Annotated in this window: 10 protein-coding genes; 3 read left to right on the top strand and 7 right to left on the bottom strand. The window is 74.2% G+C overall.

The features are described 5' to 3' along the window. Nucleotides 1–23: 23 nt before the first annotated feature. Nucleotides 24–719 carry a sigma-70 family RNA polymerase sigma factor gene (locus ACIQK6_RS31945; protein ID WP_402696140.1) on the bottom strand — a complete coding sequence of 232 codons (696 nt, stop codon included), beginning with the start codon at nucleotides 717–719 and terminating at the stop codon, nucleotides 24–26. A gap of 100 nt (nucleotides 720–819) precedes the next feature. On the opposite strand from ACIQK6_RS31945, the gene ACIQK6_RS31940 reads away from it, so the two are divergent. Continuing rightward, on the top strand, nucleotides 820–1887 hold the full coding sequence (locus ACIQK6_RS31940; protein ID WP_329104762.1) for a cobalamin B12-binding domain-containing protein: 1068 nt from the start codon (nucleotides 820–822) through the stop codon (nucleotides 1885–1887). Here ACIQK6_RS31940 and ACIQK6_RS31935 read toward each other — a convergent pair. The 4 genes from ACIQK6_RS31935 to ACIQK6_RS31920 form a co-directional block, all read right to left on the bottom strand. Beyond that, entirely contained in the window at nucleotides 1875–2813 is a 939-nt protein-coding gene (locus tag ACIQK6_RS31935; protein ID WP_329104759.1) for an alpha/beta hydrolase, read from the bottom strand. The two genes, ACIQK6_RS31940 and ACIQK6_RS31935, sit on opposite strands and share 13 nt — an antisense overlap. A gap of 45 nt (nucleotides 2814–2858) precedes the next feature. Further along, nucleotides 2859–4238 carry a deoxyribodipyrimidine photo-lyase gene (locus ACIQK6_RS31930; RefSeq protein ID WP_329104757.1) on the bottom strand — a complete coding sequence of 460 codons (1380 nt, stop codon included), beginning with the start codon at nucleotides 4236–4238 and terminating at the stop codon, nucleotides 2859–2861. Nucleotides 4239–4314: 76 nt separating this feature from the next. Then, on the bottom strand, nucleotides 4315–5892 hold the full coding sequence (locus ACIQK6_RS31925; RefSeq protein ID WP_329104755.1) for an SDR family oxidoreductase: 1578 nt from the start codon (nucleotides 5890–5892) through the stop codon (nucleotides 4315–4317). 108 nt (nucleotides 5893–6000) lie between these two features. Further along, nucleotides 6001–6639 carry a fasciclin domain-containing protein gene (locus tag ACIQK6_RS31920; RefSeq protein ID WP_329104753.1) on the bottom strand — a complete coding sequence of 213 codons (639 nt, stop codon included), beginning with the start codon at nucleotides 6637–6639 and terminating at the stop codon, nucleotides 6001–6003. A gap of 219 nt (nucleotides 6640–6858) precedes the next feature. On the opposite strand from ACIQK6_RS31920, the gene ACIQK6_RS31915 reads away from it, so the two are divergent. Both ACIQK6_RS31915 and ACIQK6_RS31910 read left to right on the top strand, forming a co-directional pair. After that, nucleotides 6859–7443 carry a sigma-70 family RNA polymerase sigma factor gene (locus ACIQK6_RS31915; protein ID WP_329104751.1) on the top strand — a complete coding sequence of 195 codons (585 nt, stop codon included), beginning with the start codon at nucleotides 6859–6861 and terminating at the stop codon, nucleotides 7441–7443. Then, complete coding sequence (locus ACIQK6_RS31910) at nucleotides 7440–8195, top strand: anti-sigma factor (RefSeq protein WP_329104749.1); 756 nt, start codon at nucleotides 7440–7442, stop codon at nucleotides 8193–8195. Before ACIQK6_RS31915 ends, ACIQK6_RS31910 begins: the two co-directional genes overlap by 4 nt. A gap of 12 nt (nucleotides 8196–8207) precedes the next feature. Here ACIQK6_RS31910 and ACIQK6_RS31905 read toward each other — a convergent pair whose 3' ends face one another. Continuing rightward, on the bottom strand, nucleotides 8208–9125 hold the full coding sequence (locus tag ACIQK6_RS31905; protein WP_402696137.1) for an aminoglycoside phosphotransferase family protein: 918 nt from the start codon (nucleotides 9123–9125) through the stop codon (nucleotides 8208–8210). Between the two features lie 46 nt (nucleotides 9126–9171). After that, the gene (locus tag ACIQK6_RS31900; protein WP_402696135.1) at nucleotides 9172–15096 is read right to left on the bottom strand and encodes a TIR domain-containing protein; all 5925 of its coding nucleotides are present in this window, start codon (nucleotides 15094–15096) and stop codon (nucleotides 9172–9174) included. Nucleotides 15097–15223 lie beyond the last annotated feature (127 nt).

The following is a 15223-nucleotide window of genomic DNA, read 5'->3' as shown; positions in this document are numbered from 1 at the left end:
CCGCACGGCCGGTGCCGGGCGTTTCACGGGTACTTCGGTGCAGGACGGCCCGCGGATGGGATCTTGTTCCGGCGGGTGCGCCCGGGACCGGCCGACTCCCCCGCTCCACCCCCGCCGCCGCCCCCGCGCGCCTCGCCGCCGAGGCAGTGGCGCATCCGGTGCAGCCCCCGCCGGGCGTGGCTCTTGACGGTGCCCAGCGGCAGTCCGGTGCGCTCGGCGATCTGGGCCTGGGTGAGGTCCGCGTAGAACGCCATGGCCAGCACCTCCCGCTGCGCGCGGGGCAGTTTCGCCAGTTCGCCGGTGACGAGCAGCCGGTCCAGGACGGTTTCCGGACCCGCCGGCGGCTCACCCGGGGGCGGCAGGGCGGCGCCGGCCGCGGACACCAGATCGAGCCTGCGGGTACGCGCCGCGAGCGCGTCGGCGATCTTCCGCCGAGTGATGCCCACCAGCCAGCCGGGGAACGGGCCGCGCTCCGGCCGGTAGTTGGCGCGGCCCTGCCAGGCGGCCAGGAAGACCTGCTGGCTGACGTCCTCGGCCTCCCTGGAATCGCCGAGGGTGCGGGCCGCCAGGGCGAGGACGAGTCCGCCCCAGCGCCGGTAGGCGGCGCTCAGGCACCGCTCGTCGCCGTGTACAAAACCCATCGCGACCTCGTGGTCGAGAAGCTGCTCCCGGGCCGCGGGCACGGGGGACGGCCGGGCGGTGACGCTCTGTGCGGTCATGGCGACTGCTCCTCGGGGGCCGGGGCCGGTTCCCGTCCAGATTCCGACCCGTCCGCGCATCGATTCCACTCGCATCGGTTGTGCGTCGCATGATGGAGAGATGAACGAGCCCGCACACCCCGCCGAGCTGGCGCGGCCCCCGCACGGCATCACCACCGGAGCCGTGGCGCGCCGGCTGGGAGTCGCCCCCACGACACTGCGGTCCTGGGACCGGCGGTACGGCATCGGGCCGGCCGCCCGCCAGGACGGCAGGCACCGGCGGTGGACCTCCGGGGACATCGCCGTCCTGCAGGAGATGTGCCGTCTGACCGCGTCGGGGGTACCGCCCGCTGAAGCCGCGCGCGCCGCCCTGGCCGGGACGGCGCCCGCCGAACCCGCCGAGCCCGCCGCGCCCGCGCCCTCGGCGCCCGCTGCCGCCACACCGGCCCGTCAGCCGGGTTCGGGCAACGGCCTGCCGCTCGGCGACGTGCGCCAGGAGTGCCGGGGTCTGGGCCGGGCCGCCGTCCGCCTCGATTCACCGACCATGGACGAGATGCTCGGCTCCCTGATCGGCGAGTACGGCCTGGTCGCCACGTGGGAGGAGGTGATGGTGCCGACCCTGCACGCCGTGGGGCGCAAGTGGGAGACCTCGGGCGACCAGTACGTCGAGGTCGAACACCTGCTCTCCTGGCACGTCTCGACCGCGCTGCGCCGCGTGGGCATCGGGGCGCCGTCCGGACACCGGGCGAGCGCTCCCCCGATCCTGCTGGCGTGCGTACCGGGCGAGCAGCACACGCTCCCGCTGGAGGCGCTCGCCGCCGGTCTCGCCGAACTGGGACTGCCCGCCCGGATGTTCGGGGCAGCGGTGCCGCCCGAGGCGCTCGACCAGGCCGTGCGCCGGACGGGACCGGTCGCGGTCGTGCTGTGGGCCCAGGCCCGCTCCACCGCGCACCACGCTCTGGCCCGGCACGTCGCCGACACCACCTGGGGCGTCAAGGGCGCCCGGGCCCGGACCACGGTCCTCCTGGCGGGCCCCGGCTGGGCGGGACCCGTACCCGCCCCGGGCATGCTCCGCCCCGGCGGACTGCGGGAGGCCCTGGGCCTGCTGCGCGGACTGTGCGAGGCGGCGACGACCACCACGACCGCGGTGGGACGGGGAGGCGCCGGAGCGGCCCCTCACCGCTCCTGACCGGCGCGGGCCTGCTCGACCACGTCACGGATCGCCCGTGCGACGAGCCGCGGCTGCTCGACGGCGATGCCGTGGCCGCTGTCGGTGTCGGTGACGTGCCGGGCCCGCAGGTCCTCCGCCAGGCGCCGCTGGGCGGCCAGCCAGGCCGGCCAGGTCGATCCGCCTCCGACCGACAGGTCCCAGGGGTGGTCGGAGGTGAGCACGACGGCGGGCAGGCCCCGGGGCAGGGCCGGCGCCCCGCGCAGCTCCCGCACGGCGCCGGGGTAGTCCGGTGTTTCGAGGCCCTTCCCGGTGTCCATGGCCCGGACCTTGTCCATCCAGGCCGACCATTGGGCCGGTGTCAGGGTGTCCTGGAGGAACGGGGAGGCGCCGTCGACGGTCACCACCCCGGCGGTCCGCGCCGGTTCGGTGCGCGCGAACAGCGAGGCGATCATCGCTCCCCACGAGGCACCGACCAGTACGTACGGCGGCTGCTCACCGGCGGCGTCGAGCACCGCCCGCAGGTCCCCGACGCCCGCCGCCGCCGTGGTGGGCTGGGTGACCGGAGTCGAACGGTTCGGCGTACCGTCCAGCCGGGTCGTGCCGGGACGGTCGTAGGCGCACACCCGCGTGAACCGGGCGACCTCCGGGAGCACCGCCGACGGATCGGGCTTCGGCTCGGCCCCCGGACGCGCGGCGTCCGCGATGTGCGTCCACTCGTCGGACGCGCCCCTGGCACCGGACACGAGCACGACCGTGGGGGATCCGGATCCGCGGCAGTCCAGCAGCACGCGGCGACCGCCACCGATGTCCACCGGGCGGGCCCGATCGTCCCCGTCGTCCCGGGCCGCCCCGGGCGCCGCCCCCGCGCACAGCGCGAGCGAGACGGCGAGGGTGACAGCGGCGGCGGACACGTGACGGGCCCGGACCGGGCGTCTTGCGAACACCCGTCCAGTCTGGCACCCGGCGGTGGCCCCCGACAGCCGGTGGTGTCACGGGCCGTCCTTGCCCCGCGCCTGCCGGAAGCGGGCGAGCCCCTCCGGGAGCCCGACCAGCGGGTGCGGGTAGTCGTACCGGGCCCGTTCGGGGCCGGCCAGCCGCCAGGGCTCGTGGACCGAAGGGCCCGACAGTCCGGCGAGTTCCGGAATCCAGCGCCGTACGTACGCGCCGTCGGGGTCGTACCGCTTGCCCTGGATCACCGGGTTGAGCACCCGGTTGGGGCGGCTGTCGGTACCGGTACCGGCCACCCACTGCCAGTTGAGCTGGTTGTTGGCCACGTCGCCGTCGACCAGCAGGTCGAGGAAGTGGCGGGCTCCGGCGCGCCAGTCGATGTAGAGCGTCTTGGTCAGGAAGGACGCGGCGAGCAGCCGGCCCCGGCCCGGCATCCAGCCCTCGTGCGCGAGTTGCCGCATGGCCGCGTCCACCACGGGGTAACCGGTGCGGCCCTCCTTCCAGGCGAGCAGGTCGGCCTCGGCCGCCTTGCCGCGCCGCCAGCGGTCGGCCCGGGTGCGGTAGTCGCGGGCCGCGGCGCCGGGGCGGGCGGCGAGGAGTTGGTACTGGAAGTCGCGCCAGCAGAGCTGCCGTACAAAGGCCTCGGCGCCCGCCCCGCCCCGGGACCGCGCCCGGTGCACGGCCTCGGCCGCCGAGACCGCACCGAAGTGGATGTACGGGGAGAGGCGGGAGGTGGCGTCGCCGGGAAGGTCGTCGTGGCCCTCCTCGTACCCGTCGGCGTACTTCCCCAGCCAGTCCACGAGCCGCTGTCTGCCTTCCGGCTCGCCTCCGGTGGCCAGGCCCGCCGAGACGGCCGCGACCGCGGCGCGGGACGGGAGCGCCTCGGAGCGGATCGCTCCGGGCACCCGTACCTCGCGCGGCGGCGCGAGCGGCTCGCGCAACCGCTCGCCCGACCAGCGCCTGAAGTACGGGGTGAAGACGGCGAAGTGATCGGATCCGCTCGGTGTCACGGCGCCGGCGGGCAGGGCGGTGACCACGCCGTCATGGACGTACAGGCGCCGCCCGTCGGCCTCCAGTGCGCTGCGCAGCCGCTGCTCGCGGCGCAGGGCGAAGGCGCTGCACCCGGCCGCCATGTGCACCTCGTCGGCGTCGGCCTGCCGTACGACGGCGCACACCTCGGCGACGGGGTCCCCCGAGCGCACCACGAGCCGGCCGCCGCGCTCGCGCAGCTCGGAGTCGAGTCCGGCCAGGCAGTCCGCGAGGAAGGCGAGCCGGTTGGGCGCCGCGAAGCCGGCGCGGTCGACCGCCGGGTCCCGGACGAAGAGCGGAACGGTCTCGTTCCCCGGGCCCAGCGCGGCGCGCAGCGGCGGATGGTCGTGGACGCGGAGGTCCGAGGTGAACAGGACGACCGAGACGTTCATGGTGCTGCTCCTGGCATCGGGCCACCGGGCGGGCCCCGGAGGTGCCGCGCGGTGGTCGCTGGGCTGGCCTTGCCCGTCATTCGGCGCGGGCGGCTGCGGCGGATGCAGCGGATGCGGGGGGCGCGGCGGATCCCGGGAGTGCGGCCGGGCCGCGGTCGTCATCCGCCGCCGTGCGCGCGATGTTGCGGGCCATGCCCCCGAAGACCACCGCGTGGAACGGCGAAACGCTCCACCAGTACAGGTGACCGGCCAGGCCGCGCGGGTGGAAGAGCGCCCGCTGCCGGTACCGGGTGCGGCCGTCCCCGTCGTGCTCGACGTACATCTCGAGCCAGGCGAGCCCGGGCAGCCGCATCTCGGCGCGGAGCCTGAGCAGGCGGCCCCGTTCGATCTCCTCGACCCGCCAGAAGTCCAGGGAGTCGCCGACCCGCAGGTGCGCGGCGTCACGGCGGCCCCGGCGCAGTCCGACGCCGCCGACGAGCCGGTCGAACCGGCCGCGGACGGCCCAGGCGAGCGGGAAGGAGTACCAGCCGTTCTCCCCGCCGATCCCCTCCACGACCCGCCACAGGGCCTGCGGCGAGGCCTCGACGATGCGTTCGCGCACGTCGGTGTAGAGGCTGCCGCCGGCCCAGTCCGGGTCGGTGGGCAGCGGGTCGCTCGGCGCGCCGGGCACGGAGGCGGAGGACCAGCGGGTGAGGACCTGGGCTTCGCGGACCTTCTTGAGGGCGTAGGTGAGGGCCGTGTCGAAGTCGAGGGGGGTGCCGGGCGGGTCGGGCACCCAGGTGGCGATGTCGTGCTCGTCGCAGACGACCTCGTACTTGAGGGACTCCGCGAGGGGGCGGGCGATGGCGCGGGGCACCGGGGTGACCAGGCCGACCCAGTGGCTGGAGAGCCGCGGGGTGAGGACGGGGACGGGCAGGATGAGCCGCTGGGGCAGCCCGTCGACGCGGGCGTAGCGGCGCATCATGTCGAGGTAGGTGAGGACGTCGGGGCCGCCGATGTCGAAGGCGCGGCTGACCTCGGCGGGCATGCCGGCGCTGCCGACCAGGTAGCGCAGTACGTCGCGGACGGCGATGGGCTGGATCCGGGTGCGCACCCAGCTGGGGGTGACCATCACGGGCAGTCGTTCGGTCAGGTAGCGGAGCATCTCGAAGGAGGCCGAGCCGGAGCCGATGATGACGGCGGCGCGGAGCACCGTGGTGGGGACGCCGGAGTCCAGGAGGATGCGTCCGACCTCGGCGCGGGAGCGCAGATGGGGCGAGAGGTCCCGGTCGGGAACGCCGCTCGGGGTGAGTCCGCCCAGGTAGACGATGCGGCGGACGCCGGCGGCGCGGGCCTGCTCGGCGAAGTTCCGGGCGGCCAGGCGGTCGGTGTGCTCGAAGTCCCGCCCGGTGCCGAGGGCGTGCACGAGGTAGTAGGCGACGTCCACGTCCTGCAGGGCGGGGGCGAGCGACGCGGCGTCGGTGACGTCACCGCGGACGATCTCCGCCTGCCCCGCCCAGGGGTGGTCGCGCAGTTTCTCCGGGGTGCGGGCGAGGCAGCGCACCCGGTGGCCCGCGGTGATGAGCTCGGGCACGAGCCGGCCGCCGATGTAGCCGGTGGCTCCGGTGACCAGGCACCGGGTCCCCGGGACCGAGGGTCCTTGTGCGTCCGTCATGGAGTTGCTCCGATCGGGTATCGCGGGTGTTCCCCCGGAGCTCTTCCGGGGGCACGGCCCGGCTGGATGCACGGACCGCCGCCCACGAGCTGATCGTCCGGAGCGTGCCTACTTCGGCATGAGGACCGTGTCGACGATGTAGACGGTGGCGTTGGCGGTGGGAACGTTGCCGCAGACCACCTTGGAGGAATCGTTCACCTGGTAGGCGGTGCCCGAGCCCTTGGTGGTGATCATGCCCTTCTGAAGGGTCTGGAAGGAGCCGCTGCCCAGTTGCTGCGGGGTGAGCTTCTCGCCGACCACGTGATACGTGAGGATCTTGGTCAGGGTCTCCTTGTCGGCCAGGACCTTGTCCAGGTCCGCCTTCGGGATCTTCGCGAACGCGTCGTTGGTCGGCGCGAACACCGTGATGTTCTGGGCGTTGTTCAACGTGTCCACCAAGCCGGCCTTCTTCACGGCCGCGACCAGGGTCGACAGCGCCGGGTTGTTCGAGGCGGCGGTGGCGACCGGGTCCATCGCCATGCCGTCGAAGGAGCCCGCGCCGCTCTTGGGCACCGAGGCGCACGCCGGACCGAACGGACCGCCCGCACCGGTGTCGGTGTCGCCGATCGGCTGGGGTGAGGAGACCGCGTCGGGCGCGGCGGCACCCTGATTGCTCGTACTCTCCTCCGAACAGGCGGACAGTGCCAGCGGAAGCAGCACTGCGGCGGTCACTACGAGGGCGGTACGACGGAAGGTGTGAATGCTCATGGTCTCTCCTGCGTCTACGGGACTCACCCACCGGTGAGTCACGCCGCCTATTCGGCCCCGCCCCCCATCCGGATGGCCGTATCACCCGAAAGAGTGGCAATCAGCGCAGATTGTCGAATATCGCCGCGCGGGCTGAAGGAAATGTCCGCCGCGACCGATCCCCCTGCCCCGCGGCTCCGAATGAGCTGTGCAACCGAGTACTCCTGGAGGACCTCCCCGGTGAGAGAGAACGTGCGCATAGGCCGGCATCCGTCGGCCGCTCCCGACCTGCCGGAACTGATGGGCCGAGTGGCCCGCGGTGATCAGCAGGCGTTCACGGCCGTCTTCGAGGCGGTGTCGGGCCCGGTGCTGGGCCTCGTGCGGACCGTGCTGCGGGACCCGGCCCAGTCCGAGGAGGTCGCCCAGGAAGTACTGGTCGAGCTCTGGCGGACCGCCGCCCGCTACCAGCCCGCGCGGGGCTCGGTGATGAACTGGGTGCTGACCCTGGCCCACCGCCGGGCCGTCGACCGGGTGCGCTCCGCGCAGGCGTCGACCAACCGCGAGAAGCGGGCGGCGCTGCTGGACCACACCACGGCCTACGACGAGGTGGTGGAGCAGGTGGAGACCCGGCTGGAACGCGAACAGGTGCGGCGCTGTCTGAACGGACTCAGCGAACTGCAGCGCCAGTCGGTCACCCTGGCGTACTACCGCGGCCTGACCCACCGGGAGGTCGCGGAGTTGCTGTCCCTACCGTTGGGTACCGTGAAGACACGGTTGCGCGACGGGCTCATCCGGCTCCGTGACTGTCTGGGGGTGGGCGTGTGAACGCCGCGGATCCGCACACGTTGACGGGCGCGTACGCGCTCGACGCCCTGGAACCGGAGGAGCGGGCCGCCGTCGAGCGGCACCTCGCCGACTGCGTGTCCTGCACGCAGGAGGTCCGGGAGTTCTCCGAGACCGTCACGCGCCTCGGGCTCGCCGTGGCGGCGCCGCCGAGTGCCACGCTGCGGGACGAGGTGATGCGCCGGATCGCGACGGTGCGCCAGGAGGGGCCCACGACGGTCAGGGCCGCGCGCGGCGGCCACGTACGACCCCGCTGGCGGCCGGTGCCGAGCTGGGCCCTGGCGGCCTGCATCGCGGGGGCCGTGGCGCTCGGCGGTGTCGCGGTGGCGCAGTACGAACAGGCCGAGGACGCCCGGCAGCAGGCGCAGCAGGCCCGACTCACGAACGATGCCGTCGGCTCGGTCCTCGCGGCCGCCGACGCCCGGGTGACCACGGCGCCGCTGCGGGGCGGAGCGGTGGGCACGGTGGTCGTGTCGGCCGCCCGCAACCAGGCGGTCTTCGCTGCCTCCGGCCTGCCGGCGCCGCCCAGCGGGAAGGTGTACCAGCTCTGGTACGACGACGGCGGGAAGATGCGTTCGGCGGGGCTGATGGACAGCGGTGCCCCGGCGACGGCCACCCTCCTCGACGGCCCGGTCAACACGGCCTCGGGGATGGGCGTCACCGTCGAACCGGCCGGCGGCTCCCCGCAGCCGACCTCGGCTCCGGTGGCCCTGCTGGCCTTCCCGAAGGCCTGATCCGGGCGCCGGTCAGCCGGCCGTCGCCACGAGGCGGCGCAGTGTGGCCTGGGCGGGCGGGCCCCAGGTGGGCTTGCCGCCCGGTCGGCCGCGGACGCCGGCCTCGCCGATGAGGATGCCGCCGAGGGCGCGCTGCACGGCCCAGCCGCGGGCACGGCGCAGCGTGGCCTCGTCCGGGGTCGGCCGGTAGACGGCGTGGAAGCGGTCGGCGGCGCCGTCCGGCAGCAGGATCCAGGGGGCGGCGAGGTCGCAGGCCGGATCGCCCGCGCAGAGGTCACCGAAGTCGATCACGCCGCAGAAGGTGCCGCCCGCGGTGAGGACGTTGGCCGGATGGAGGTCACCGTGGAGCCACATCGCAGGACCCTCCCAGACGGGTGCGGCGACCGCGTCCTCCCAGACCGCGCGGACGGCGTCCGGGTCGGGGATCAGCCCCATCCCGGTGGCCGAGGCGAGCCCCTCGGCGAACCCGTCGGCGAGGTCCGCCAGCGGCCCCCCGCGACCGTGGTTCCCGACGGGTGCCCCGTCGGGAGCGGGTCGGTGGAGGGCCGTCAGGAAGGCGGCCAGCGCTTCGGCCGCGTCGCCGGCCTTCGTGGCGGGGGCGCGGTCGGCGGGCTCGCCGGGCACCCAGGTGGTGACGATCCAGGGGCGCGGGAACCTCTCGGAGGGTTCGCCGATGCGCTGCGGGACGGGAACGGGCAGGGGAAGGGTCGGGGCGAGCGCGGGCAGCCAGGCGTGCTCCTTGCGCAGCAGCGCGTCCGCGGACGGGGTCGCCCAGGGCAGCCGGACGGCGAGGTCGTCCCCGAGCCGCCACAGCTGGTTGTCCCAGCCACGGGCGCCGAACCGTACGAGGCGGTCCGCCAGGTCGGGGTGCTGGTCGCTTAACAGGTCCCGGACCAGCTCCGCGGTGACCTCTGTTTCGGTGTGCGTCATGCGGACCAACCGTAGCCGGGACCACCTCCGCCAAGCGTTCGGGGCGTCAGAGTTCCTCGCCGAGCGGCAGTCGGTGGATGCCCGGCAGGTACTCGTCGAGCTCCCCCGGGGTGAACCGGGACATGCCCACGACGTGCCAGAACTCGCCGGCCACGTCACCCTCGTACTTGTATCCGCCGGCCGGTGTGAGGGCCGCCCAGCCGCCCGCCATGCCCATCAGCGTCGCGCGCAGGGAGGGCGGTTCCCCGTCCGCCGGGACGTTCCACAGCCGTACGGTGCCGTCCTCGGCCCCGCTCGCCAGGGTCGTGCCGTCCGGGGAGAAGGCGAGCGAGAGCACCCGGCCGGTGTGACCGACGAGGTCGGTGAGGTGCTCGCCCGTCTCGGCGTCCCACAGGCCGACGGCCCGGTCGTCGCCGCCGGTGGCCAGCAGCGGGCGGCCAGGGTGGGCGGCCACCGCCCACAGCCTGCCGCCGCGTCCGCGCAGGCGCAGGTCCGCCCGCCCGTCCCGCCAGACGACGGCCGTACCGTCCCAGCTCGCGCTGGCGAGCCAGGCGCTCCCCGGTCCGTACGCGACGCCGTACACCCGGTCGGCGTGCCCGCCGAGTTGCTCCACGAGGGCTCCGCTCCTGGCGTCCCACACCCGTACGAAACTGTCGTCGCAGCCGGTGGCCAGTACGTCGGCGTCCGAGCGGAAGGCGATCGAACGGACCCGGCCCCGGTGCTCGGTCAGCGTCGACACGGGGGAACCCGTGGGGCGGAACCAGACGCGTACGGAATCGTCGTCGTTGGCGGTGGCGAGCAGGGCCCCGTCGGCGTTGAAGGCCTCCGCCCAGACGTGTTCGGTCTCGGCGTCGAGCTCCCTCAAGTACTCGCCGCCCACCGGGTCCCAGAGGTACATGTCGCCGTCGTTGCTGGCCGTGGCCAGGAGGGCTTCGAGGGGGCTGAAGGCCGCCGAGACCAACCGGTCGCCGCGCCCGGTGAGCTCTTCCGTACGCCGGCCCGTGCGCGTCTCCCACAGCCGCACGACCCCGTCGTTCCCGGCCGTGGCCAGCTGCGTGCCGTCCGAGCTGAAGGCGACACCGCTGATCCGGCGGCCGTGGCCGCGCAGGATGCGCTTGCCCTGGCCGGTGGCCGCGTCCCAGATCTGCGCGCCGCCGTCGTTGCCGACGGTGAGCAATTGGCTGTCGCCGGGCCGGAAGGCGCACGCCCAGGCCGTGCCGCGGTGCTCGGTCGGCTGCTGGGGGTGGAGGGCGATCGTGTACCCGTGGGGGCGGCCGGTGACCGTCCACAGCCGGACCGCACCGTTGCTGTCGCAAGCCGCGAGGAGCTTCCCGTCGTCGCCGAAGAGCACCTGGTAGACGGCTCCGGTACCCCGTTCGAGGATTCCGGCGGGGGTGCCGACCACCGGGTCCCAGAGCCGCACCTGACCATCGGTGTCGCCACTGGCGAGGAGGTTGCCCTCGGGGTGGAAGTCGAGGACGTAGACGCGGCCGGTGTGTCCGGTGAACTCGTGCAGCAGCTGCGCGTCGGCCGTCCGCCAGATCCGCACGGTGCCGCCCTGCCCGGGCGCGCCCCGGTCGGCGGTGGCGAAGAGGGTCCCGTCGGGGCTGAACCGGGCCCGGTAGACGGCCCCCTGGTGGCCGTCCACCTCCCGGACGCAGTGCCCGGTGTTCAGGTCCCAGAGCCGTACCTTGGCGCCCGCGTCCCCGGTGAGCAGCAGCCCGTCCGGTCCGTGGACCGCGGTGTAGACGGGCGCGGTGTGGCCCGGCAGCCGGTGCACGGGCTGGCCGGTGGCCGTGTCCCAGACCGTGACCAGGCCCTCGCTGTCGCCGGTGGCGAGCAGCGTGCCGTCCGCGTCGAAGGAGACCGGCCACACGCCGTCGGGATGGACCCGCAGGTGGTGCCGGCACGCCCCGGTCACGGGGTCCCAGAGCCGCACCGCGCCGTCGGAGCCACCGGTGGCGATGACGTCCGGCCGGAACTTCACCGCGTACACGCGCCCTTCGTGCCCCTGGAGGGTGCGCACGGCGCGGCCGTCGTCGGCGCCGCAGACCAGGACGGAGCCGTCCTCGCTGCCCACCGCGAGGAGTTCGCCGTCGCTGCTGTAAGCGATGGGTTCGGGCAGGCGGCTGGTGCGCATGCCGAAGCCGTACGGGACCCCGACGGCGGAGGGCCGGAACCCGGCGTCCACGGGCATCCCGGGGGCGATCGCGGCGGTCCCGAGCTCGGGGGCCGACCGCACCGCGTCATCCATCGTCGTGTCGATGAGCGCGGCCCGGTGCCAGCGGCTTCCGGTCAGCAGGGCGCCCCGCAGATCGGTCCGGGTCAGCCGGGACCGGCTGAGGTTCGCGCCGGTCAGGTCGGCCCCGCTCAGGTCGGCCCCGTCCAAGCGGGAGCCGATCAGCCGGGTGCCCCGCAGCAGCGCGCCGGAGAGGTTGGCGCCGATCAGCCGGGCGTCCGTCAGATCGGCGTCGGAGAGGTCGACCCCGGAGAAGTCGCGGTGCGAGAGGTCCTCACCGGCCAGCCGGGCGCCGCGCAGGTCGGCGTTGGCCGGCACCCGCAGCCGGTCGGAGATCCGGACGGCGTTGGCTCGGGCGGCCTCGCTGACCGCCCGCCCCGGGGCGTCGAGGACGTCGCGCACCCAGCGGGCGCACTGCTCGTGGTCGGCGAGGTCGCAGAAGAACTCGACGGCGAGTTGGCTGAGCGGGCGCGCGAGGAGCAGGGTGTGCTGTCCGCGGGCGAGCTGGCGGGCGGCCTCGCGCGCCACCAGCCATTCGATGACGGAACCGTGGATGAACTGGAAGACCCCGTCGTCGCTGCGGACCAGCAGGCTGCCCGCACCGACCGCCTGGGCGCGCTCGGAGGGGGTGAGCGGGGACTCGGTGAGTTCGCTGAGGGTGCCGGCCACGGTCTCGGTGAGCTCGTCGAGCCGCAGGGCGCTGCGGCCGCTCTCCCACAGCCGCCAGGCCAGTGCGGTGACCGCGGCCCACAGCTGGTCGATGGTGAGCCCGGGCGGCGCGCCGGGCCCGCCCTGGCCGCGCCGTTCCTCGTGGTCGAGCCAGGAGGTGAACACGTCCTCGTACAGCCGGGCGGGGCTGAGCGCCCGGCCCGCTCCGGCGACCGCGCGCAGCTGGTCCTGGCTCAGATCGGCGACGAAGGAGAGCAGCCGGGGATTGCGGCACAGCATCAACAGGTCGGGGATGTTGCGCAGGAGCTGGTAGCGGCGGTCGGCGGCGCGCTCGTCGCCGTAGCTGCGTACGAGGTAGGAGCGGATCTGGGCGGGGGTGAACCCCTCGACGGCCAGGATCCTGCGTTGCGGGAGCAGGCCGACGCGCTCGCCGAGTGCGGTGAGGACCTGGGCGTGCGACTTGAAGTGCTGGGTGCGGCTGCTGACGACGATCTTGGCGTGGTCGACGGCCGCGTCGAGGAGGACCTGGAGGTGGTCGGCGGCCCGGTCGTAGCTGACCCGGTTGACCAGTTCGTCGAAGCCGTCGAAGAGCAGGACGACGCGGCCCTGGGCGAGCATGTAGCGCAGGGCCCGCAGGTCGATGGTGTCGACGTCGTGGCCGGCCAGGTGCGCGGCGACCAGGCCTTCGAGGCTGTGCGCCCGGTCGAGGGAGTTGAGCGGGATCAGCAGCGGGGTCAGGTGCGGGAGCTGTTCGGAGATGCGCCGGGCGAGCTCGCGCAGCGCGAAGGTCTTGCCGTGTCCGAAGTCGCCGAGGAGCAGGACGAACCGGCCGTGGTCGGACTCCAGGAGCTCCAGCAGTTCCTCGACGAGTCCGTCGCGTTCTTGGACGGCACCGTCCTGGCCGTCGGGGCGGTCGGCGTCGCGGTAGCGCTGGGGCAGGTAGAGGCCGGGGGCGTACTGCTCGCTGCTGCTCAGCCGGGCCGTCTGCGCGGCGACGTAGCCCCGGAGGTCGAGCAGGCCCTGGAACTCGATGAAGCTGCGGACCCGGACCCGGACGCCGTGGGCGGCGGCCCGGCGGCGCAGGCCGCCGGCCGGTGCGTCGCCCGCGTACACCAGGACGGCTTCGGAGCCGGTGTCGGTCGCGTGCACCTGGGCGATGAAGCGGTCGACTTCCTCCTCGGTGGGGCTCCCGGGGTGGACGGCTATGCGCTGTTGTTGGACGACGCCGTCCTCCTGTTCCCGCCAGGTGGCCATGATCTGCACCATGTCGCCGGGTTCGCGGCGCGGGACGTCGCGCAGCCGTACGCCCTCCCGGCGCACGCGGCAGATCTCCTTCACCCGTTCGGCGAGCGAGGCGGCCGGGTCGTCCAGGGGAGCCCGGCCGCCGGCCCGCTCGACGTTGATGACGGCGGGGAGTTCCGGTACGGGGAAGACCCGGCGGGTCTGCCGCCAGGTGGCGGGGAAGCTCTCGGACACGGAGGTGATCCGGTCGTCCCAGCGGGTCACGCCCTCGGCACCGACCTGGAGCAACTGGAACCTGGCGGGGGCCGCCGAGCCGAACAGGGGCAGCTCACCGGCGCCCCCGGACGTCGGGGAAGGCCCTGGCGCTCCTGGACCCCCTGTGGCACCTGGAGACCCTGTGGCCCCTGGAGCCCCGGCGAGCTGGGTGCGGCTGGGGGCCGAGGTGGTGGTGCGCGGGCCGCCGGTCGGCCCGTGGAGCAGCAGGTGGAGCCGCGGGGCGGCCAGTCGGGCGAAGGTGTCGACGTCCCGCAGCCCGCCGGGGCCGCCGACCGCGTCGCCGGGGCGGCGGCCGTCGGTGAGCGGGTGGCGGAGCGCGCCGATGCGCAGCCAGCCCTCCTCCTCGTACCGGCGCATGGCCTCGGCGAACCAGGCGGCCTGGTCGCGGCCGATGAAGCCGTACTGCTCCTCGGCGCGGTGGCTGTAGGCCATGGAGGAGTTGAATCCCGCCACGACCGTGCTCAGTTCGGGCACCGGGAAGAGGGTCCAGGGCTGGTCGCTGTCGAAGACCGTGTCCAGGCCCTGGTAGAGGCCGCGGAACAGCCGGGTGTAGTGGCGCCATTTGGGCCAGTACGGCGGCTGGGGTGCCACCTCGTCGGCCTCGCAGGTGTGGAAGTAGGCCTGGGACGCGGCCCGGTTCACGTCCTGTGCGCCCGGTACCACCATCACCCGCTGGGGGGACAGGTCGAGCTGGGAGCGCAGGGCGGTGAGGAAGGTGAGGGCCTGATCGCATTCGCGCGGGCTGCCGGAGGCGGTGAGGTCACCGGTGACCACCATCAGGTCGGGGGCGGGTGCCCCGGCGTCCCTGAGCATGATGAGGTCGCCGCGGATCTGCCGGCTGAGCGAGTCGGGTTCGCGGCCGCGCCCGAAGTCGGGGCCGGCCAGGTGCAGGACGGTCACCGTGTCCCGGGCCCGGTGGCCGGCCGCGGCGGCCTGCGGGTAGAGCGGCGCCCTGGCGGGCCGCCGGCGTCCCGACCAGCCGGGGCCGGCGAGCGCGCTCGGCTGCGGCTGCCCCGGATTGGGCTGCTCCGGGTGCCGGACGGGTCCCGGCCCGCTCCCGCTCCCGGTTCCCGGGAAGCCGGGACGGCGACCCGGTCGGGCGTGGCCGTCGACGGCCTGCCCGACCCGGTTGAGCAGCAGGGAGCGGGCCGCATCGATGTCCGCCACGCCGACGAGGTCGACGTAGGTGATCGTGGCGAGGAGTCCCTCGATCGGGATCTCGTCCACCCGGACGGTCAGCAACCTCCGTTCGGGCGACTCGGGCGAGGCCCGGAGCGCGGCCTGCCATTCCATGCGACCGTAGGTGGAACGCTCGTAGTGGCGGGACAGTACGGCGATGACCGCCAGGGACTCGCTGACCCCCCGGTCCATGAAGTCTATGAAGTTGGTTCCCGGTACGAAGTCCCAGGCCTGCACCACCGTGCGGTAACCGGCTTCCTCCAGGGTCCAGGCGATCCAGGCGGCCCATTGCTCGTCTGCCGGGGAGTAACTGATGAAGAAGTCGAACTCTCTTGCGGGAGCGCCGAATTGCCCGTCCGTCATCATGACTCCATCGTAGGGCCGCACCCCCGGCGGCGGGTTTGTCCCGGCAAGGACGGGACGGTCTCCCGCGGGGCGTCGGACACCCCGCCCGGGCGGACCTGTCCGATTCCTTCCGCCCCGTCTGATGTCG

The sequence above is a fragment of the Streptomyces sp. NPDC091682 genome (assembly GCF_044756625.1).
Classification (GTDB): domain Bacteria; phylum Actinomycetota; class Actinomycetes; order Streptomycetales; family Streptomycetaceae; genus Streptomyces.
This window is presented reverse-complemented; position numbering and strand designations above follow the sequence as displayed.

Bases quoted from the DNA above. Each gene is read 5' to 3' on its own strand.
- ACIQK6_RS31940 (WP_329104762.1), top strand. From the start codon at position 820: ATGAACGAGCCCGCACACCCCGCCGAGCTGGCGCGGCCCCCGCACGGC.
- ACIQK6_RS31925 (WP_329104755.1), bottom strand. From the start codon at position 5,892: ATGACGGACGCACAAGGACCCTCGGTCCCGGGGACCCGGTGCCTGGTC.
- ACIQK6_RS31900 (WP_402696135.1), bottom strand. From the start codon at position 15,096: ATGATGACGGACGGGCAATTCGGCGCTCCCGCAAGAGAGTTCGACTTC.
- ACIQK6_RS31945 (WP_402696140.1), bottom strand. From the start codon at position 719: ATGACCGCACAGAGCGTCACCGCCCGGCCGTCCCCCGTGCCCGCGGCC.
- ACIQK6_RS31930 (WP_329104757.1), bottom strand. From the start codon at position 4,238: ATGAACGTCTCGGTCGTCCTGTTCACCTCGGACCTCCGCGTCCACGAC.
- ACIQK6_RS31920 (WP_329104753.1), bottom strand. From the start codon at position 6,639: ATGAGCATTCACACCTTCCGTCGTACCGCCCTCGTAGTGACCGCCGCA.
- ACIQK6_RS31905 (WP_402696137.1), bottom strand. From the start codon at position 9,125: ATGACGCACACCGAAACAGAGGTCACCGCGGAGCTGGTCCGGGACCTG.